Below are 18,351 nucleotides of genomic sequence, written 5' to 3'. Positions count from 1 at the left end.
CTTGGGTCAGGGACAGGAGGCGGGGCCTCCGGTGGCCACTCCCAGCCAGATCATCTGTGTAGGCCAGAGGCGCCCAATACCTCAGCTCCCCAATGCTCCAGCTGTGTGCTGATTACCGCGCTGATTTGAGCTCTACTGGGGAATCGGGCGGACCATTTTGGACCGGCAGGCGGCGGAGCCCTGGGGCAGCAAGATGCTCGAGCGCCTTGCCCGGGAGCTGGCGGTTTACCAGTTCTGAAGCTCCTTCGTGAGCCCGTAGGGGACGTCTGGGTGCAGTTCGATGGTGAAGTCCTGGGGAGAGCGTCGGGTGACGAGGATTCCTCGGTCTTTGATTTGTTCCGCTCGTTCCCGCAGGGTCCGTACGGCTTGCTCGAGCTCATATTCCATGTTCCTTCGAGATTCGACCCTGATCTCGATAAGGTGGCCCGGCTGCTGCGTGCTCACGGGAGGTCGTTCCTTGGCTTTGCGGCTGAGGGACGAGAGGCTGCGCAGCGGCTGCATGCTCGACTGCAGGCCGAGGTTTCGCAGGGTCTGTCCTGGGTCGTCTGGGCTTTGGGCTGCCCTTGGGGAGGCATGGGGGAGTCCTCGCGGATGACTGGGGCCGGCCCGAACGCCGAGGGGGCTGGGCGGCCTGTTGGCGGGCAGTGGTTGGCGGTGTGGGTCGTCCCTGTGGTGTCCAGGGTGAGTTCGGCTCGCGTCGTTCGGCGTTTCATCGTTTCCTCCTTGTCAGCACGCGGGCCGGTTCCTGACGTCGCTTGAGACGCGCTGCTCGAGGCGGTGGCCCTGTGGGCCGGCCTTGAGCTCGCGGTCTTCGACGATGATCTGTCCGCGGAGGACGGTCATGGTGGCCCATGCGGTTACCTCGTAGCCCTCCCACGGTGTGTAGTCTGCCTCGTGCAGATCGCTCGCGGTGACGACGCGGGCCTCAGTGGTGTCGAGGATGGCGAGGTCGGCGTCGCTGCCGATGGCGATCGCGCCCTTGCGCGGGTAGAGGCCGAGGATCTTGGCGGCATTGGCCGATGTGAGGTCCACGAATCGCGTGAGGTCGAGCCCTCTCTTCGTGACGCCCTCGGTGTATGCGACAGCCATGCGCATTTCGACGCCTGCGTGGCCGCCGGTGGCATCGAAGATCGTCTTCCCACGCGTCTTGACGTCGAGGTCTGTGCACACGCCGTCGGTCGCGAGGGTGCTCAGGACGCCCTCGAGGAGCGCGTCCCACATCGAGTCGCGATCATCGGCTGACTTGAGGGACGGGTAGGTGTGATAGATCGCGCCGTTCTCCTGTCGGTAGTCCTCGGCGGTGAAATGCGCATAGTGCGGGAGCACCTCGCCGTAGATCGGGAGCCCGCGGCCGCGCGCCTCCCGGATCGCGTCGACGCCCTCGCGCGCGCTCACGTGCATGAGGTAGATGGGTGCGCCCACGTGCTCGGCGAGTGTGATGGCCCGCTGGAACGAGAGCTTCTCAGAGAGGTTGTTGTGCGCGTGGGACATGTACTCGAGACCGGTCTGCCCTGTGCGCTCGAGTCGTTTGTAGGAGTACATGACGATGTCGTCGTCTTCGGCGTGGACGGCGAGCATGGCGCCGGCCGCGGCGGTCTGCTCCATGAGGCCCCACATGTTGCCGAGGTCGGTCTTCTGCCGCGGCCTGGTCGGGGTCGTGTTCGTCATCCAGACCTTGTAGCTCCCGTGTCCGGCGGCGACGGCGTCCGGGATCTGCTCCAGCACTTCGAAAGGGATCTCGGGTTCCTTGAACGTCCCGTGCAGGGCGTAGTCGGTGAAGCTGCTCCCTGCCCATTCGGCAGACTTGCGGGCGAAGGACTCGGACAGCTCGTCGCCTGGCTTCCAGTGCGCGAAGTCAACGAGTGTCGTGGTCCCGCCGTAGATTGCGCCCTCGCTGACGCGGTCGGGGCCGAAGCACTTGATGCCGCTGTCCGCGGCGGTCGGCAGGACGCTGTTGGTGTGAACGTGGGGGTCGACGCCGCCGGGCACGACGAGCTGTCCGCGGAGGTCCACGGTGCGGCGGGCCGTGGCCGGTGCTCCGAACTCGGGCGCGGTGAGGGAGGCGATGGTGCCCCCCGCGATGCCGATGTCGAGGCGGCGGGCGCCCGAGGGGGTGACGACGAGGCCGTTCGTGAGCAGGAGATCGAGCATGGGAGCCTCCATAGCTAGAAGGGGGGGTGCAGGAAGTAGCGTTCGGCGAGGCTGACCTTGACGGACGCGCGTGCGTTGACAAGCTGCGAGACCGCTACGTCGGCGGCTGCGCTGAGCAGCATCGCGGCCTTTTCTCGCGGCCATGAGCGGTCGGCGACGACGAGGTCGAGCATTGCGTCGAGCGCCGCTCTCGCTGCCTCATCCAGGTCGTCGCCGTCGCCGATCGTGATGACGCGCCCGCCGGAGAGGACGACGGGCCGGCGGATGGCGACGCCTGGAAGCACGCGGCACGAGAGCGTCACCGAGCCCTCCACTTCGACGCCCGTGAGGGAACATTCACCGTCGCCCTGTGCAGCGTGGAGGTCGCCCGCGAACAGCAGGCCGCCGGTGGTCTGGACGGGCAGGATGACGGCTGAGCCCGCCGTCACGTCCTTGCAGTCCATGTTGCCCCCGTAGGGGCCAACGGTGCTCGAGCTCGGGGCGCCATCAGCAGGCGCGACGCCGAGCTTGCCCACCATGGAGCGCACGGGGATGCAGACGCCGTCGGCGAAGCGAACCTCGCGGTCATGGATCGCAACGATGTGCCCGAAGGGTTTCAGCGGCTCGCTGAACGCACCCCGTCCCGGCAGCGTGACCATGGCCCCACGGTCCGCGATTCGGATGCCGTGGATGTCGACGCGGAGCGCGTCGCCAGGGCGCACGCCGCGGACCAGGACGGGACCGGTCACCGGGATCGAGCACTTCTCAAACTCACCAGCTTCAAAGAAGCCGCCGGTCAACAGGCTGCGCGTGCCGAGGGTGAACAGCTCGGCCTGGTCGACTTCGAGGACGGGTTCGGCGAGGGCGGTGAAGACAGCGGAGGCATGATCGAAGCCAGCGTGGGCGAAGGGCCCGGCTAGGGGGGTGGCCACGGTGTCCTACCCGTCGTAGACGGGCTGGGCCCAGCCTCGATCGGCCGCCGCGCGACCGATCACTGCGTCGAGGTAGAGCCGCCGGATCTGCCCGGTGATCTCACCGGCGGCGCCGGACCCGATGGGCGTCCGGTCCACGGATGTGACGTGGTTGACCTCGGCCGCGCTCCCGCACACGAAGACCTCGTCGGCAGAGTAGAGCTCCGTACGGTCGATGGGCCGGATGTCGACATCGAGTCCGAGCTCGGTGCGTGCGAGGTGCAGGACGCTGTCCCGCGTTATGCCCTCCAGGATGCTGTCGGTGGTGGGTGGCGTGCACAGCCTGCCCTTGCGGACCATGAAGACGTTGTAGCCGGCGCCTTCGGCCACATGCCCGGACTCGGTCATGAGGAGCGCGGCGTCGTAGCCGTTCCGTCGTGCCTCGAGCATGGCCAGCCGCCCGTTCTGGTAGTTCGCGATGGACTTGATGCGCGGCGGCATCGAGCGGTCCGATAGGCGCGCCCAGCTGCTGATCTGCATGGCGAGGCCCGTGGACCCGAAGTAATTGCCCATAGGGATCGCAGCCATGAAGACGGTCGCCGGCCCCGTGTCCTCGGGCTTGCCGTCGCTCGAGTCGACGAAGACCTGGGCTCGCATGTGCAGGTTGCTGCGCAGCCCGTTGGCACGGACGAGTCCCAGCAGCTGCTCGCTCAGGGCGTCGGTGTCCTGGGGCCCGTCGATCTCCACGACGCGCATCGAGTCCACAAGCCGGCGCATGTGGTCGCCCACCCGGAATGCGTACAGCTGCTGGTCGTCCTGGCTCCAGTAGGCACGGAAGCCCTCGAAGACCCCGACTCCGTACTTGAGCGTTGTACTGAGCACGTGCAGTCGGGCGTCGTCGTATTCGACGAGTTCACCGTCGCGCAGCAGATAGCGCACCGCGGGACCGCCCTTCGGTGCTGCCGGGCCCGGTGCGGGCGAGGTTAGGGGCGCTTCTTCACGCAGCGTCGACATCTCTCGTGTGCTCCTCTTCCCAGATCAACTTCAACAACGTATGGTGTGTGTCACTATATTGAAGATGATCACAGGGCGGTGTCAATGGTTCTGTGAATTCCTTTCAGACTCTCCCGGTGCCAATCTTCCGTAACAAGGCGGAATAATCGCCGGTTGACCGGCTAAGGCGCCCCGCTGGGATGCCAACCCCTTTCCAAAGTTGAAGACTGCCTATTCAATAAAGTGATGGTGCTTCGATTCATGCTCAAACTCTCGCGACATTCAGGACGAGGAGCCCGCATGTCCCAGGTGTCGGCCCCCCACTCGCGCATGCACAACGGAGTGCGTGCCTCGACCCCGAAGGACGCCCCATGAGCGTTCAGGGGATTCCCCGCACCTCTCCGGGACTGCGCGTCGCCGACTGGGCGAGGAGGGGGAGGGCAGAGGTTCTCTCACGGTCCCACCTTGCGGTGACGGCCCTGGCGGCCGCCGTGGTCATCGGCCTCCCGCTCCTGGCCCTCGTCCTGCCCTATCCCCACAGCCCCCTCAGGCCGGATCCCAATGCGATCGCGGTGGCGCCGAACGGGACATACTGGTTCGGCACGGACGGCAACGGGATGGACGTGTTCTCCCGCACGATCGAGGCGGCGAAGCTCGACCTCCCGATCGCCGTCGGGGCAACAGCCCTCGCGCTTGCCGTCGGCGTCCCTCTCGGGCTGTTCGCCACGAGCGGCAGGGTCGGCGACGTCCTCATGCGGGTCGTCGATGCGTTTGCGGCGCTGCCCACGATCGTCATCGCCGTCGTGGGCATCCAGCTCATGGGCGGCACAGTCTTCGACGTCGTCGTGGCGATCGCAGTGGTCGGAGCGCCCCGCTTCGTGCGGCTCTCGCGGGCGGCGGCGCTCTCGCTGCGTTCCGCCCGCTACGTCGAGGCTGCTGTCGCCACCGGTTGTTCCCCGCTTCGCATCGCGTTCAACCACATCTTCCGCAATGCCTACGGCGTCGTGCTCGTCCAGGCGACCCTGACGGCGGCGAATGCGCTCGGGACGATCGCCGCCCTCAACTTCCTGGGCGTGGGGGCGAAGCCGCCGCAGCCGAGCTGGGGCGGGATGATCTCGGATGGCTTCAGCATGCTCATCCGCGGCGACTGGTGGGCCTCGGCCTTCCCGACGGCCGCGATGGTCCTCGCCATCGGCTCGCTCAACATCCTCGCGGGCGCGCTCGAGAACCGCATCGAGCGCGTGGAGCGTGCACGATGACCGCGGCGCTCGAGGTGCGCGGCCTCGTCGCCGAATTCGCAGGCCGTGGAGACGCGGTCCGCGCCCTCCACGGGATCTCCTTCGACGTGGGGGAGACGGAAATCGTGGGCGTCGTGGGCGAGTCCGGGTCCGGCAAATCCACCGTCGTCCGATCGATCACGCGGCTGCTCGTGCCCCCCGGGCGCGTGGCCGAGGGAAGCGTCGTCTTCGGCGGCCGGCCGCTGCTCGAGCTGTCCGAGCGGCGCATGCGCGAGATCAGGGGCAAGGAGATCGGCTTCGTCGCCCAGAATCCGTTCAGCGCCCTCAACCCCGTGCTGCGGCTCGAGAGGCAGTTCGCGAACATCGCCAAGGCACACGGCGTGCGCGTCGACGCCGCCTCGCGCGACCGGGCGCTCCGCCTCCTCGAGGCCACCGGCGTGAACGATCCAGAGCGGGTGATCCGCGGCTACGCGCACGAGCTCAGCGGCGGGATGGCGCAGCGAGTCGTCATAGCCATGGCCCTCTACCTCAACCCACGGCTCGTCATCGCGGACGAGCCGACGACGGCGCTCGACCTCACCGTGCAGCGCCAGGTCCTCGACACGCTGCGTCGGCTCACGAGCGGGAGCGGACGGTCGATGCTCATCGTGACCCACGACCTCGGCGTCGTGGCGGAGTACTGCGACCGCGTCCTGGTGATGTACCAAGGGAAGCTCGTCGAAGAGGGGCCCGTCTCCAAGGTCTTCACAGCGCCCGGGCACCCGTACACCGCCTCACTGCTCAGCTCGGTCACCGGGCCCATCGAGCCCCCCGGAACCGACCGCAGAGAGCGGCCGGGGGAGCGGCTGGCCTGGCCCCTCCGTGGGGGCCCGTCCGCCGAAGCCGCCTCCAGGACGCGGCAGGCCGAGGCAGCGCTGTCTGAGACAGGAGGCGCATGATGCCCATCATCGAGGTGAAGGACCTTCGCAAGACATTCCAGACGCCCCAGGGCCGAACCGTGACGGCAGTCGACGGCATCTCCTTCAATGTGGAGCCCGGCGAGTGCCTCGGGATCATCGGCGAGAGCGGTTCCGGGAAGTCGACCCTCGGGCGCCTCCTCGTGAGGCTTCATGAGGCTGACTCAGGCACGATCCTGCTTGAGGGGCAGGACTTGCGTGCCCTCCCGCCGCGCGTGCTGCGACGGAAGCGCCGCCGCTGGCAGATCGTGTTCCAGGAGCCGTTCGCGTCGCTGAATCCCCGCCTCACGGTGCGCCAGATCGTCGAGGAGCCGCTCATCGTCGCGAAGCTCGGCGGGTCCCGCGCAGCGCGTCTCGAGAAGGTCGAGAGGACGCTCGGCGAAGTCGGGCTCTCGGCCGAATTCCTCGAGCGCCGCCCCGCGAACCTCAGCGGCGGCCAGCAGCAGCGCGTGGGCATCGCACGGGCCCTGGTCACGGATCCGAGCATCGTCGTGCTGGACGAGCCGACGTCCTCGCTCGATCTCACGATCCGCGCCTCGATCCTGCGGATGCTCTCCCGGCTGCAGCGGGCCCGCGGACTCACCTACGTCTTCATCTCGCACGACATCGAGACCGTCCGCCACTTCTGCTCCCGCGTCGCGGTCATGCACCGCGGCCGGTTCGTCGAGTCCGGCCCCTCACAGGAGGTGCTCGACAGCCCGCGGGAGGACTACACGCAAGCCCTCATGGCGGCAGCGATGCCGCCGCTGCCCTACGTTCCAGCCGCCGAAGGCAGCGCCCTCGTCTCACCGGACGGCGGCGCCCGCCCCATCCCCACCAAGGGGGCCAACGCATGATCCGGTACATCGCCTCGCGACTGGCCATCGCGTTCGGCCTGCTCCTCGGCCTCGTGACGCTGAGCTTCGGCCTCGTCTCGCTCCTCCCTGGAGATCCCGCCGTTGCACTCCTCGGCGACTATGCCACCCCCGCTGACATCGCCCGAATCCACACCGAGCTCGGCCTCGACAAACCCCTCTGGGACCGGTACGTCGACTATCTCGCCCGCACGCTCGGAGGCGACCTCGGCCACTCGTTCTTCACCGGAGCCCCGGTCGCCCAGGAGCTCTGGACGAGGTTGCCCAACACCCTCGTCTATCTCGTCCCGGGCCTGGCCCTCGCGCTCCTGCTCGGCATCGGAATGGGCACCTTCGCCGCATACCGCAGCGGCAGGCTCCCCGACAAGGCCTTCACCGCCGGCGTGTCGGTGCTCATGGCAGTGCCCGAATTCGTGCTCGCCCTCGTGCTGCTGTTCATCTTCTACCAGCAGCTGCATCTGGCGCCGGCGCCCCTGGGGATGCTCGCGAGTGCCGACATCCCGCCCCCCAAGGTGACGGGTTCGGTGCTCGTGGATGCCGTGATCGCGGGGAACTGGAAGATCCTCGGCTCGGTCGCCAGCCGGGCCGTGCTCCCCGTCGTCACGATGGGCCTGTTCTTCGCCGCCCCCTTCGGGAAGACAGTCCGAACGGGTCTCCTGCAGATCCTCCATTCGCCCCAGATCGAGTTCGCGAAGGCCTGCGGACTCCGGCCGGTCCAGGTGTACCGCTACGCCCTGAGCGATGTGCGCGCCGCCCTCATGACGTACATGGTGCTGCTGTTCGCGGCCGCACTGAGCGGGGCCGCGATCGTCGAGAGCGTGTTCTCGTGGCCAGGCGTAGGCGGGTGGTCCCTCGACGGCGTGCTCAAGGGAGACCTGCCCGTCATCCAGGGCTTCGTGCTGGTGATGGGCTCGACGAGCCTGTTCGGGTACGTGGTGCTCGACGTGCTCATCACACTGCTCGACCCCAGGACGCGCGGCCTCGCCATCCGCCCGCTGCGCCGTTCCAAGAGGGTGCCCGCGCCCCGCGTGTGACCCTTGACACCCCACCTCTGCCTCAATAGATTGAAGACATGTTCACTACATTAAAGAACGACAGGCTGGTCGTCCTCGGTGGGCTGATCCCCCTCGATGGCCGTGTGAGCTGGGTCCCCCCGCAGTCGCGGGGATTCCAGCCCTCGAACTGCTACCTGCTTTCGGAGCCTGGGGCCGAGGGCGGCGAGTACGCCCCCCGACTTCTCGTCGACTCGGGCCTGGCTGTCCACGGCGACGAGATCCTCGGAGACCTCGCCTCCCTCATCGGCGAGGGCGCCGGACTCTCGGTCTTCTTCACCAGGGCCGAGATGGACTGCGTCTCCAACCTCGAGCCCCTCGTGCGCAGGTTCGACGTCGAGCGACTCTTCACCGGCGGAGTCATCAATCCGTTCGACGCGTTCGAGGACCTCGCCCGAGCCGGCCTCCGCAGCCGCCGCCGCCAGATCGACGCCCAGCGCACGAGCCACGGCGACTCGCTCGCGCGCTCGGCCGCCATCGATGTCGCGCCGGGCCGGACGCTCGAGATCGAGGCGCCCCTCCTGCGCCTGCTCATGACGTTCTGGGGCTGGGACGCTGAGACGGGGGCCCTCTTCACCTCGGACACGTTCACCCACGGCGTCATGGACCGCCCGGACGGAACCCGGGTCATCGACTCGACCACCGAGGACGCAACGACCGCCGAACAGGTGGCCGGCCACCTCTTCGCGAAGTACGAATGGCTGCCGCGCGCGAACCGCGAACCCCTGCGGGACTGGATTGCGGCCAAGTTCGACGAGCTCGACCCGGAGATCATCGCCCCCTCGCGCGGATGCGTGCTGCGCGGCCGCGACGTGGTGCGCCGCCACCTCGGTTTCATGCTCAAGGCCCTCGAACCGCAGCACGCCGCACTCGTGCCGCAGGCCGGCTAGGAGGACACAGTGGAAGAACTTGTTGAGACAATGAGCAGCGACCTCCCGCGGAGCGTCGCAGACGGCGTGACCTGGCTGAGCTCATGCCTCCCGTTCAACATCGACGGCCGCGTCATCCACGGCCACAACTCGACGTTCCTGGTCCAGGGCGAGACGGCCTCGCTCCTTGTCGACACGGGCAACCCCTCGAGCTGGCCCATCATCTCCGAGAAGCTCGACGAGCTCCTCGGCGACCGGGAACTGGACTATGTGTTCCCCACCCACCCGGAGCTTCCCCATACGGGCAACCTGCCCAGGCTCGTCCAGAAGTACCCCAAGGTCCAGATCGTGGGGGATACCCGTGACTACCACCTGTTCTACCCGCAGATCGAGGCGAGCCTCCAGGCCCGCGTTCCGGGCGAGAGCATCGACCTCGGCGGACACGAATTCCTCATCGTCGAGGCTCTCATCCGCGACCTGCCGAACACGCAGTGGGGCTTCGTGCCCCGGTCCGGTGTGCTCTTCACCGCAGACGGCTTCTGCTACATGCACCGTCCGGAACTCGACGACGAGGACCCGGTGCACCTCCCCGGCGAATGCGGTCTCACGACGGACGAGCTCGCGGGTCCCGTGGCCGTGGAGAACGCGGCCTTCTTCACCGGGAGCGCGCTCTACTGGGCCCGCTTCGCGAATGACGCCGACGCCGTCTACGACCGCGTGCTCGGCCTCGTCGAAGAGCTCGGCGTGACCACCGTCGCGCCCACCCACGGCAACGTCATCACGAATATCTGCGATGTCGAGCCGATCATCCGGGCCGGCCACAAGCAGGCCTACCGGTACTAGCCCCCGGCCTCCATCGCAATGCACCTACCCGTTCCCCACCCCACCCACAGAAACCGGTGTCGAGACCATGAATCGCTTGCGCCTGCTCTCCGGCGGCCTGGCCGCCGCCCTTGCGGTTTCCCTGACCGGCTGCGGAGGCGGCAGCACCGCTTCCCCGGCACAGCCGGACAGCGTCGTCCTAGCCGTCGGAGCCCTGCCTGACAGCCTCACTCCCGCCCCTTGGGGCGGAAGCGCCTCCCATGTTGTCCTCAGCGGCCTCGGTTCGCAGCTGCTCGAGTACAAGCCGACAGCCACGAGCTCTGACCAGTGCGGCCAGCCCAGCACCGAGGTTTCGGGCCGGCTCGCCGAGAGCGCCACCCCGAGCCCCGACGGCAAGGGCATCATCGTCAAACTCAAGAAGCTCACCAGCCAGTTCGGCCACACGCTCTCGGCCGAAGACGTCCGATGGAGCCTGATGATCGGCATGCAGCGCCAGCCGGTCATGAAGGGCACGCTCTCGAGCAGCGGCTTCGACGTCAACAACGTGGCCACGGTCATCGACGACCGCACGGTCGAGCTCAACACGACGGCGATCACGTCTTTCAGCATCGAGTCGCTCCAGAACAACCTCTTCTACATCCACGACAGCGTCGAGGCGAAGAAGCACGCCACAGCCGACGACCCGACGGCGAACAAGTGGCTCTCCAAGAACCTGGCGGACTACAGCGGCTGGAACCTCGAAGAGTTCACGCCGGGCACCTCGCTCACAGTCACAGCGGATCCCAAGTGGGAGGGCCGGCGCGGTTCCGTCAAGCGCGTCGTCGTCAAGGCCGTGCCGAACACCTCGACCCGCAGCCAGCTCGTGCAGTCCGGCGAGGCGCAGATCGCCAACGGGTTCGACTACGACCAGTACGCATCCCTCGGCCAGTCACAGGACGTGACCGTGCTCAACTGCCCCAGCGCCACACGCGACACGCTCATGTTCAACACGAAGACGGGACCGCTCGCCGATGTCCGCGTGCGGCACGCAATCTCGATGGCCATCGACCGCGACGCCCTCGTCAAGGGCGCCTACGCCGGCTACGGGAAGGCCGCCCAGGCAACCTTCCCAGGAGGCGACCCGGCCGACACGTACAAGTTCGACGTGGCCGGGGCGAAGAAGCTCATGGCTGACGCCGGCTACGCGAACGGCTTCAAGCTCACACTCAGCTACAGCGCGACGCGGCCCGGCCCGGTCGCGAACAAGTCCTCGGTCCTGATCCAGTCGATGCTGAGCCAGATCGGCGTCGACGTCCAGCTCCAGAACGTGGCCAGCTCGACCGACTTCTCGAGTGCGCTCATCCAGGGCCGGTTCCAGGCCGTGCTCTACTCCGAACCGATCGTGATCGCGGATCCTGCGTTCTACAGCTTCGCCTACTACGCAGGGAACGCCCCCAGCAACACCACCGGCTGGAAGGATGCCAACTTCGACCAGCTCCGTACCAAACTGGCCGCGACACCCCAGGACCAGGCCGAGCAGCGGACCCAGCTCATCAAGCAGATGACCGCCGCCGTCGACGCGGGCGCACCGATCCTGTCCCTCGTCGAGACGCGCGGACTCATCGCGGCGAAGAAGGGCCTCTCCGGGGCCACCCCGCTGAGCAACGGCCAGATCTACTTCAACGCCCTGGGCAGCTAGGGCCCCATTCTCCGGTGCCGGCCGGCCCCCGCGGCCGGCACCGGAACCACCTGCAAGAAGAAGGCACTCTGATGATCGAAATCTGCGGCAAGCTCGTCCGCGACACCCTCGAAGAGCTCCTCAACCCGGCCACGACCGCGCTTGTCGTCATCGACATGCAGAAGGGCGCAGTCTCCCCTGGAGGAGCGATCGGCGACTCGGGTCACGACCTGACCATGATGCCGACAGTGCGGGAGCGGTGCAGGGCCGCCATCGAAGCCGCCCGCCGCAACGGGGTGCCCGTCTTCCACATCCGGGTCGAGAACCTGCCCGACGGCGCCAGCTCCCCGCCCGCCTGGCTTCGGTCCCTCTACACGGCCGCCAACGGCAGGCCGATCGACCTCGGCAGACTCAGCCTTAAAGGCGACCCGGCAACGGACTTCTGCGACGAATGCCTCCCCATCGAAGGCGAGGCCGTCATCACAAAGCGGCGCCCCAGCGCCTTCGTCGCCACGGAGCTCGGACTGCTCCTGCGAAGCCAGGGCATCGAGACGGTCGCCCTCATCGGCGTCTCGACGGGCGGCTGCGTCGAGGCCACCCTGCGCGACGCGGTCCACAACGACTTCTACGCGGTGCTCCTCGAAGACGCAGTCGGAGCGTATGACACGGTCGTCCACGAGGCCGCGCTCACGGTGATGCGTGCACGGCATGACGTATGCACAGTCGACGACGCCGTGGCGGTGTGGGACCGGGAGCAGCCCGCCGCGAAGAGCGCGTAGGAGGCCACCCATGAGCATCACGGCACCGGAGGGCCAGCGGCCCAAGGCCCTGTCCCCGGGCAGGGTCTTCCGGCTCGGGGGCGAGATACTCCTCGACGAGGACGTCAGCTGGTGCCCCCCGGGAATCCGCCGGAAGCAGTCCGTCAACGCCTACCTCATCAGAGGCGAGAACGGTTCCCTCCTCGTTGACACGGGCCTGAGGTGCCACCAGCGCCAGATCCTGGACCAACTCGAGGAGCTCCTCAAGCCCGGGGAGCGGCTGGCCGTCCTCCTGACGCGGACGGAGATGGAGTGCTGCCTCAACATCCCCGCGGTCGAGGCGCACTTCCCGGTGGACTCCGTCTGGTACACAGGCGGGATCACCGTGCCGCGGTCCGCCGCGACGGTCCGGCGGATCTCCGTCGAACCCGGGACCTCGCGCGAGGTCGAGGTCATCGACGGCCTCACGGTCGAGCTGATCTCGCCCCTGCTCCGTCTCCTGCCGACCCTGTGGGTCTTCGACCCGGCGTCCGGCGTGCTGCTGACGTCCGACGCCTTCACGCACGGCGACGGCTCTGCGTCGTCGGACCCCAGCGAGGGGCTCGTGAAATTCGCCTGGTTCCGCCAGGCGGACACCGCGCCGATCGCGGCAGATGTCCTGGCCAACATCCAGAGCCGGCAGGTCACGGCGATCGGCCCCGGCTACGGCGCCCCGTTCGTCGGACGCGCCGCGTGCGGGCACGCGGCAGCCGAGCTCGCAGCGCTCCTCGACGGGGGCCTGCGATGAACACCGAAGCGACCAGGCCCCGGCAGATGGCCGAGGGCGTCTTCTGGCTGGGCGGGTGCCTCTCGGCCTTCTCCTCCGGACACGAGGTCCACTACCACGTCTCCGCCTACCTGGTGATGGGCTCGCGGGCATCGATCCTGGTGGACACCGGCGACCCCGGGCATGCTCTCCTCGTGCTGGCACAGCTGGAGCACGCCCTGGGGGGCCGGCCGCTCGACTACGTCTTCCCCACCCATCCGGAGATCCCGCACGCCGGCAACCTCCCGATGCTGCTGGCCGCGTACCCCGACGCCCGCATCGTGGGGGACACCCGCGACTACCACCTGCACTTCCCCGAATTCGACGGCCGCCTCGAGCGACGCAGCGCCGGAGACAGCCTCGACCTCGGAGGCCGTGAGATCCGCTTCCTCCCGGCCCACATCCGTGACCTGGAGAACACGCTCTGGGCCCACGACAGCGGATCCGGAACGCTGTTCGTCTCCGACGGCTTCTCCTTCATCCACGACATCCCCCAGCCCGAGGAAGACGACGAGCCCGTCCACCTGCCAGGGCAGTGCCGCCTCTTCTCGGGAGAGATGCCAGAGCCGCCGTCGGTCGAGCAGGCCGCGTACGGCACCGGCCGCGCCCTCTACTGGACACGGTTCGTCGACGTCACCTCAGCCTTCACGGACATCGAGGACACGCTGGAGCAACTGCCGACCTCGTTCATAGCCCCCGCGCACGGGAACGTCATCGACGACGTCGACGGCATGCTACGGACCTCGCTCGCTGCCCACCGGAGGGTCTACGGGGCCGAGAGATCACCGCAGTGAAGACAGAAACAGATACAGGTTTTGAAGTGAATCGAGCTGGGAGAGGACCAATGCGAGATCTCATCGGATACGGCGAGAACCCTCCCGCCGTCGGCTGGCCCGGCGGCGCGAAGGTCGCAGTATCGCTCGTCGTCAACTACGAGGAGGGCGCCGAGCGGTCCATCGCCGCTGGCGACGCCGCCGAAGAAGACATCGTCATCTTCGGCGGCTGGTCCTCCGACCCGTCCCGGCGCAACCTCATGAAGGAATCCTTCTTCGAGTACGGCACCCGCGTAGGCATCTGGCGCTACCTGGCGATGCTGCGCGAGTACAAGGTTCCGGCCACCTTCATGGCATGCGGAGAGGCACTCGAGAAGAACCCCGAGGCGGCGCGCGCGATTGCCCGCGACGGCCACGAGATCTGCGGCCACGGATACCGATGGCGCGGCATGGTCGGAATGTCTCCCGACGAGGAACGCGCCGAGATCCGCGCCTGCAAGGCGGCCATCGAGGCCACTGCCGGGGTGACCCCGGTCGGCTGGTACGTCCGCGAGGACATCACCGAGAACACCCGGGCCATCCTCGCCGAGGAGGGGTTCCTCTACGATTCGAACTCCTACGCGGACGACCTGCCCTATTTCGTCCCGGCCGGCGAGGCGCGGCACCTCGTGGTCCCCTACTCGGGGGACACCAACGACGCCCGCTTCTGGGGCCCGGGCAGCCTCGCGACGGGTGAGGACCTCTTCACGGTCCTCAAGGACACACTCGACTGCCTCGCGGCAGAAGGCGGAACCGTCCCGAAGATGATGTCCGTCGGAATCCACCTGCGCATCGGCGGCCGTCCGAGCGTCGCAGCGGGGGTGCGCCGGTTCCTCGAGTACGCGCTGGGCCTCGACGGCGTCTGGTTCGCCACGCGCGAGGAGATCGCCCGCTGGTGGCTCGAACATGCCCCTGAGGGGAAGCCATCCGGCGTCTTCCAGGAGGTGGCCTCGTGAGCGCAGGAAGCCGCCCCACCGCCGAGCTGTCCCGACTGGTCCACAACGTGCACGAGCAGGGCTTCCAAGAGCTGGACCGTGTCGGGCTCAGCGGGCAGCGCGATCAGGGACTCGTCTCCACACTCATCTCTCGGGACCTCAGCGGCTCCGACGACCTCTGCGTGAGCTGGGGGCGCATCCTGCCGGGCCAGCGCCACCTCTGCCACCACCACCCCGACGCCTCCGAGTTCTACGTCGTCATCTCAGGCTCCCCGCTCGTCTACCTCGGGGACGAGGCATACCGCGCCAAGCCCGGCGACGGCATCTATATCCCCCGCGGCCTCAGGCACGGGGCGCTGAACGACACGGATGAGGCCGTCGACCTCGTGGTCGGGGTCAGCAAGCCGGCCGACTGGGAGTTCGTCCACGAAGAATGAGCGCCCCACTTCCCCTCCCGACCGACATCCCAGGAGGATCCACATGCCCTTCGACCCCCTGATTGGCAGACCGCGACGCTCGGTGGGCCTCATCACCGCCGACCCGGGAGCGACCCTGCTCGCCCTGTGCGCGCACGCAGGGATCGGCTTCGTCGTCCTCGACGCTGAGCAGACCCCCCTGACCCTGCAGCAGTGCACCGACGCTGTCCTGCGCCTGCGCGGCTCCGGCGTCCACGTCTCGGTGCGTGTGCCCGACCTGTCCCCGGACACTCTCGTGGCCTTCGCCAACACCGGAGCAGACGAGCTCGTGCTCCCCCACCTGAGACGGCCCGAGGAACTCGAAGCCGCATTCGAGGCTGTCCGATACGCGCCCGCCGGCAGGCGGTCGCGCCAGGTCTCCCCGGCCTCCGGCTTCGGCAGCGACTTCAGCCGTCATCCAGGACTGAGCGTGCTGTTCGAGACCGTCGATGCCGTCGAATGCGTCCGGGACTTCGCGGCGTCAGCGGCCTTCGCGAGCGGGTGGCTGGGGCCGACCGACCTCGCCTCCGACCTGGCCAGGCGCGGCATGGACCGTCCCGAAGACCTCGACAAGGCCGGGCATTCGGTCATCGACGCGCTGCGCGACGCAGGACGCAGCGTAGGCATCCCGGCGCCGTCGATGGCCCGGGCCGACGAGGCCTTCGACCGCGGCGCCGACCGCGCCGCGGTCTACTGGGAGCGCGAGCTGGCATCGCTGCTCGGCGATTTCGCCATGGTGCAGCGAGGATGAGGACAGATAGCGTGACCCCATCCCGATATAATGCCGCGAAGGCCGACACACGGAAGGGGTCCTTTGTGGTTGACTCTCCGAACGGCAGCGACGCCGCGCCCAGGGGCGGCGATGCAGCCAACGGCAGCGACCGCGACTTCTGGATCGCCAGAATCGGCTCGACCATCCGAGAGCACCGGACTGGCCGGTTCACCGTCGAGGAGCTGGCAGAACGCGCGGGAGTCAGCGCGGGCCTCATCAGCCAGATCGAGCGCGGTATCGGGAATCCCTCCTTCGCGACCCTGCTGCGCCTTGCGAGTTCACTTGGCCTCCCCCTCGCGACGATGTTCAACGAGCCGGAGGAGGGGCGCCACAACATGCTCGTCCGGAAGGCGGACAGGCGCCGGATCGAAGTCCCGTCCCAGGGCGTGGTGATGGAGCTCATCGTGCCTGACACCGAGCGCAAGCTCGGCGTGGTGAGCATGCGCATCCCGGCGCACTTCGACGGGGCCAACACCTCGGACTCGCACGAGGGCGAGGAATGCGTGATCGTCCAGTCCGGCTCCCTCGTGGCCACTGTTGCGGGACAGGAGTTCGAACTCGAGGCAGGGGACAGCCTCACCTACGACTCCTCCCTCCCGCACTGGTGGCACAACCGGACGGACTCCGCCGCCGTCATGCTCGCCATCTCGACCCCGCCCTCGCTGGGCAGGGCCCACTGATGGGCGCCCCGGGTCCCTCGACACGGCTCGGGATCCTCGTCCCGTCCTCGAACTCCAATGCCGAGTCCCTCACCGCTGCCCTGCTCACGAGTCGGGGCGATGTCGGGGTGCACTACGCCCGCTTCCGGCTGCCGCCGTCGCTGGACGAGATGATCGACGCCGCCGTCCTCGGCGCCGCGCCGGACCTCCTTGCCGATGCCGAACCGGACGCCGTGGCCTTCCACGGCACGTCCGGGACCTGGATGGGCCTCGACGGGGACCGCGACCTGTGCCAGCGGCTCAGCGAACGCACGGATGCACCCGCGACCACCGCCTCCCTTGCCGTCGTCGAGGCCCTCCGGGCTCTGGAGGCAAGCCGTATTGCCGTCGTCTTCCCCGGACCGGCCGCCATCCTCCCTCTGATCGCAGCCGAGTACGCCGAACAGGGACTCCACGTCATCGCGACCTCGAGCCCGGCGACCGTGCTGGCGAATCCGGAGATAGCGCGCCTATCCCGCGACGACATCGCAGCACTCATGCAGCCCGCGTTCAGGCCCGCCGTCGACGCCGTCGTGTGCGTCGGGACGAACCTGCGATCGGGCTACCTTGCCGAGGAACTCGAGAGCGCGACCGGAGTCCCAGTCGTCGACAGCGCCGTGGCCACCGCATGGCAGCTCCTGCGGCTCGCAGGCACACCGCAGCCGGTCGACGGCTGGGGCCGCCTCATGCGCACCGTCTGAGCACATGCGCCGACGTGCTTCATAGCGCCTCGTGCCCTCCGCCCTGGTCGAGCCACCACCGCACGATCTCCTGCCGGGTTGCGATCCATGCCCCTCGCTCAGCCGCGTGGGAAAGGAATCGGTCGAGGGCACCCGCGTACGCGGGCCGGCCGATGACGCGCGGGTGCAGCCCCACGCTCATGACAGAAGGGCCCGGCCTAGGGTCGTCGAGCTGGAAGTCGAGAGTGTCCATGAGGTGCCTGGCGAACGCGCTGCCGGTGGGGAACTGGGAGGCCAAGCCGGCATCATTGGTGTCGCCCGCGTACGGGAGGACGGGAAGGCGTGTGCCCTCGTCGGCCGGACCCCAGTGCGGCAGGTCGTCGTTGAAGCTGTTCGATTCGTAGTCGAAGCCCTCGGCAGCGAGGGTCCGGCGGGTGAACACGTTGAGCCCGTCCTTCGAGTACCAGCTCGTCGGCCGCATGCCGGTCGAAGCTCGGATCGCGTCACGCGAGGCGACGATGAGGTCGCGCTCGGCCCCGATGTCCAGTCCGCTGTGGCCTTCCCAGCGGTAACCGTGGTCCGCGATCTCGTACCCGCGGTCGACCAGGGCTGCCGAGACTGCAGGGTTGGCCTCGAGCGCGACAGCGCAGCAGAAGGCCGTGGCCGGCGCCCCGTGCCGGTCGAGGGTGCGGAGGATGCGCCAGATGCCCGCGCGTGCCCCGTAGTCGAAGGCGGTCTGCATGCCGGGCGCTGTGCCCCGCTCGGCGCCTTCTTCGATGTTGATCACGAGGGAGACGGCGACTCTCGTGCCGCCGGGCCAGGTGAACGAGGGCGGGTTGGCGCCATAGCCGGTGACATCGCGGTACGAGGATGCGGGCATCCGCGGCCTTCCTCTCCGGGGATTCCCCCGTCCAGTTTGAGGGGCTATAGTGAAGAAGTCTTCGATATTATGAA

20 protein-coding genes are annotated in these 18,351 nt (G+C 68.2%); 15 read left to right on the top strand and 5 right to left on the bottom strand.

The window, feature by feature from the left end:
* Positions 1-225: 225 nt before the first annotated feature.
* The 4 genes from SA2016_RS18945 to SA2016_RS18930 all read right to left on the bottom strand — a co-directional run bounded on the left by SA2016_RS18945 (position 226) and on the right by SA2016_RS18930 (position 4,055).
* Positions 226-444: a hypothetical protein gene (locus tag SA2016_RS18945; RefSeq protein ID WP_066501234.1), complete on the bottom strand. Its 219-nt coding sequence runs from the start codon at positions 442-444 to the stop codon at positions 226-228.
* Positions 445-726: 282 nt separating this feature from the next.
* Positions 727-2,151 (bottom strand): dihydroorotase, encoded by a 1,425-nt coding sequence (locus tag SA2016_RS18940; protein WP_066501232.1) that lies wholly within the window; start codon positions 2,149-2,151, stop codon positions 727-729.
* Positions 2,152-2,165: 14 nt separating this feature from the next.
* Positions 2,166-3,062, bottom strand: coding sequence for an acetamidase/formamidase family protein (locus SA2016_RS18935; protein WP_066501230.1), 897 nt, complete (start codon positions 3,060-3,062; stop codon positions 2,166-2,168).
* 6 nt (positions 3,063-3,068) lie between these two features.
* Positions 3,069-4,055: a branched-chain amino acid transaminase gene (locus SA2016_RS18930; protein WP_084249653.1), complete on the bottom strand. Its 987-nt coding sequence runs from the start codon at positions 4,053-4,055 to the stop codon at positions 3,069-3,071.
* Between the two features lie 350 nt (positions 4,056-4,405).
* Here SA2016_RS18930 and SA2016_RS18925 point away from each other — a divergent pair, with 350 nt between their 5' ends.
* The 15 genes from SA2016_RS18925 to SA2016_RS18855 all read left to right on the top strand — a co-directional run bounded on the left by SA2016_RS18925 (position 4,406) and on the right by SA2016_RS18855 (position 17,418).
* Entirely contained in the window at positions 4,406-5,293 is an 888-nt protein-coding gene (locus SA2016_RS18925) for an ABC transporter permease (protein ID WP_084249652.1), read from the top strand.
* Positions 5,290-6,210 carry an ABC transporter ATP-binding protein gene (locus SA2016_RS18920; protein ID WP_066501222.1) on the top strand — a complete coding sequence of 307 codons (921 nt, stop codon included), beginning with the start codon at positions 5,290-5,292 and terminating at the stop codon, positions 6,208-6,210. The genes SA2016_RS18925 and SA2016_RS18920 overlap by 4 nt, the downstream gene beginning before the upstream one ends.
* A complete protein-coding gene (locus SA2016_RS18915) occupies positions 6,207-7,064 on the top strand; it encodes an ABC transporter ATP-binding protein (protein WP_084249651.1) in 858 nt (285 codons plus the stop codon). The genes SA2016_RS18920 and SA2016_RS18915 overlap by 4 nt, the downstream gene beginning before the upstream one ends.
* On the top strand, positions 7,061-8,116 hold the full coding sequence (locus SA2016_RS18910; RefSeq protein ID WP_066501218.1) for an ABC transporter permease: 1,056 nt from the start codon (positions 7,061-7,063) through the stop codon (positions 8,114-8,116). The genes SA2016_RS18915 and SA2016_RS18910 overlap by 4 nt, the downstream gene beginning before the upstream one ends.
* Before the next feature lie 38 nt (positions 8,117-8,154).
* The gene (locus SA2016_RS18905) at positions 8,155-9,024 is read left to right on the top strand and encodes an MBL fold metallo-hydrolase (RefSeq protein ID WP_141305650.1); all 870 of its coding nucleotides are present in this window, start codon (positions 8,155-8,157) and stop codon (positions 9,022-9,024) included.
* 30 nt (positions 9,025-9,054) lie between these two features.
* Positions 9,055-9,846 carry an MBL fold metallo-hydrolase gene (locus tag SA2016_RS18900; protein ID WP_066501213.1) on the top strand — a complete coding sequence of 264 codons (792 nt, stop codon included), beginning with the start codon at positions 9,055-9,057 and terminating at the stop codon, positions 9,844-9,846.
* Positions 9,847-9,913: 67 nt separating this feature from the next.
* Positions 9,914-11,503, top strand: a complete 1,590-nt coding sequence (locus SA2016_RS18895) for an ABC transporter substrate-binding protein (RefSeq protein WP_169803088.1) — start codon at positions 9,914-9,916, stop codon at positions 11,501-11,503.
* Positions 11,504-11,574: 71 nt separating this feature from the next.
* Positions 11,575-12,261 (top strand): cysteine hydrolase family protein, encoded by a 687-nt coding sequence (locus SA2016_RS18890; protein WP_066501210.1) that lies wholly within the window; start codon positions 11,575-11,577, stop codon positions 12,259-12,261.
* Between the two features lie 10 nt (positions 12,262-12,271).
* Positions 12,272-13,027, top strand: coding sequence for an MBL fold metallo-hydrolase (locus SA2016_RS18885; protein ID WP_066501209.1), 756 nt, complete (start codon positions 12,272-12,274; stop codon positions 13,025-13,027).
* Positions 13,024-13,839, top strand: coding sequence for an MBL fold metallo-hydrolase (locus tag SA2016_RS18880; protein WP_066501206.1), 816 nt, complete (start codon positions 13,024-13,026; stop codon positions 13,837-13,839). Before SA2016_RS18885 ends, SA2016_RS18880 begins: the two co-directional genes overlap by 4 nt.
* Positions 13,840-13,889: 50 nt before the next feature.
* A complete protein-coding gene (locus SA2016_RS18875) occupies positions 13,890-14,813 on the top strand; it encodes a polysaccharide deacetylase family protein (RefSeq protein ID WP_066501204.1) in 924 nt (307 codons plus the stop codon).
* Positions 14,810-15,229 (top strand): cupin domain-containing protein, encoded by a 420-nt coding sequence (locus SA2016_RS18870; RefSeq protein ID WP_066501202.1) that lies wholly within the window; start codon positions 14,810-14,812, stop codon positions 15,227-15,229. The genes SA2016_RS18875 and SA2016_RS18870 overlap by 4 nt, the downstream gene beginning before the upstream one ends.
* Before the next feature lie 43 nt (positions 15,230-15,272).
* On the top strand, positions 15,273-15,998 hold the full coding sequence (locus tag SA2016_RS18865) for an aldolase/citrate lyase family protein (RefSeq protein WP_066501200.1): 726 nt from the start codon (positions 15,273-15,275) through the stop codon (positions 15,996-15,998).
* A gap of 65 nt (positions 15,999-16,063) precedes the next feature.
* Positions 16,064-16,699 carry a cupin domain-containing protein gene (locus tag SA2016_RS18860; RefSeq protein ID WP_066501197.1) on the top strand — a complete coding sequence of 212 codons (636 nt, stop codon included), beginning with the start codon at positions 16,064-16,066 and terminating at the stop codon, positions 16,697-16,699.
* Positions 16,699-17,418 (top strand): maleate cis-trans isomerase family protein, encoded by a 720-nt coding sequence (locus SA2016_RS18855; RefSeq protein WP_066501190.1) that lies wholly within the window; start codon positions 16,699-16,701, stop codon positions 17,416-17,418. Before SA2016_RS18860 ends, SA2016_RS18855 begins: the two co-directional genes overlap by 1 nt.
* 19 nt (positions 17,419-17,437) lie before the next feature.
* Here the strand turns inward: SA2016_RS18855 and SA2016_RS18850 are convergent, their stop codons facing one another.
* Entirely contained in the window at positions 17,438-18,277 is an 840-nt protein-coding gene (locus tag SA2016_RS18850; RefSeq protein WP_066501189.1) for a polysaccharide deacetylase family protein, read from the bottom strand.
* Positions 18,278-18,351 lie beyond the last annotated feature (74 nt).

Source organism: Sinomonas atrocyanea, from assembly GCF_001577305.1.
Classification (GTDB): Bacteria; Actinomycetota; Actinomycetes; order Actinomycetales; family Micrococcaceae; genus Sinomonas; species Sinomonas atrocyanea.
Note: the sequence above shows the minus strand (reverse complement) of the source record. Positions and strands in the feature narration are given on the sequence as shown.

Coding starts and splice junctions, on each gene's coding strand:
- SA2016_RS18940 (WP_066501232.1), bottom strand. CDS start 2,151: ATGCTCGATCTCCTGCTCACGAACGGCCTCGTCGTCACCCCCTCGGGC.
- SA2016_RS18930 (WP_084249653.1), bottom strand. CDS start 4,055: ATGTCGACGCTGCGTGAAGAAGCGCCCCTAACCTCGCCCGCACCGGGC.
- SA2016_RS18925 (WP_084249652.1), top strand. CDS start 4,406: ATGAGCGTTCAGGGGATTCCCCGCACCTCTCCGGGACTGCGCGTCGCC.
- SA2016_RS18920 (WP_066501222.1), top strand. CDS start 5,290: ATGACCGCGGCGCTCGAGGTGCGCGGCCTCGTCGCCGAATTCGCAGGC.
- SA2016_RS18915 (WP_084249651.1), top strand. CDS start 6,207: ATGATGCCCATCATCGAGGTGAAGGACCTTCGCAAGACATTCCAGACG.
- SA2016_RS18910 (WP_066501218.1), top strand. CDS start 7,061: ATGATCCGGTACATCGCCTCGCGACTGGCCATCGCGTTCGGCCTGCTC.
- SA2016_RS18905 (WP_141305650.1), top strand. CDS start 8,155: ATGTTCACTACATTAAAGAACGACAGGCTGGTCGTCCTCGGTGGGCTG.
- SA2016_RS18900 (WP_066501213.1), top strand. CDS start 9,055: ATGAGCAGCGACCTCCCGCGGAGCGTCGCAGACGGCGTGACCTGGCTG.
- SA2016_RS18895 (WP_169803088.1), top strand. CDS start 9,914: ATGAATCGCTTGCGCCTGCTCTCCGGCGGCCTGGCCGCCGCCCTTGCG.
- SA2016_RS18890 (WP_066501210.1), top strand. CDS start 11,575: ATGATCGAAATCTGCGGCAAGCTCGTCCGCGACACCCTCGAAGAGCTC.
- SA2016_RS18885 (WP_066501209.1), top strand. CDS start 12,272: ATGAGCATCACGGCACCGGAGGGCCAGCGGCCCAAGGCCCTGTCCCCG.
- SA2016_RS18880 (WP_066501206.1), top strand. CDS start 13,024: ATGAACACCGAAGCGACCAGGCCCCGGCAGATGGCCGAGGGCGTCTTC.
- SA2016_RS18875 (WP_066501204.1), top strand. CDS start 13,890: ATGCGAGATCTCATCGGATACGGCGAGAACCCTCCCGCCGTCGGCTGG.
- SA2016_RS18865 (WP_066501200.1), top strand. CDS start 15,273: ATGCCCTTCGACCCCCTGATTGGCAGACCGCGACGCTCGGTGGGCCTC.
- SA2016_RS18855 (WP_066501190.1), top strand. CDS start 16,699: ATGGGCGCCCCGGGTCCCTCGACACGGCTCGGGATCCTCGTCCCGTCC.
- SA2016_RS18850 (WP_066501189.1), bottom strand. CDS start 18,277: ATGCCCGCATCCTCGTACCGCGATGTCACCGGCTATGGCGCCAACCCG.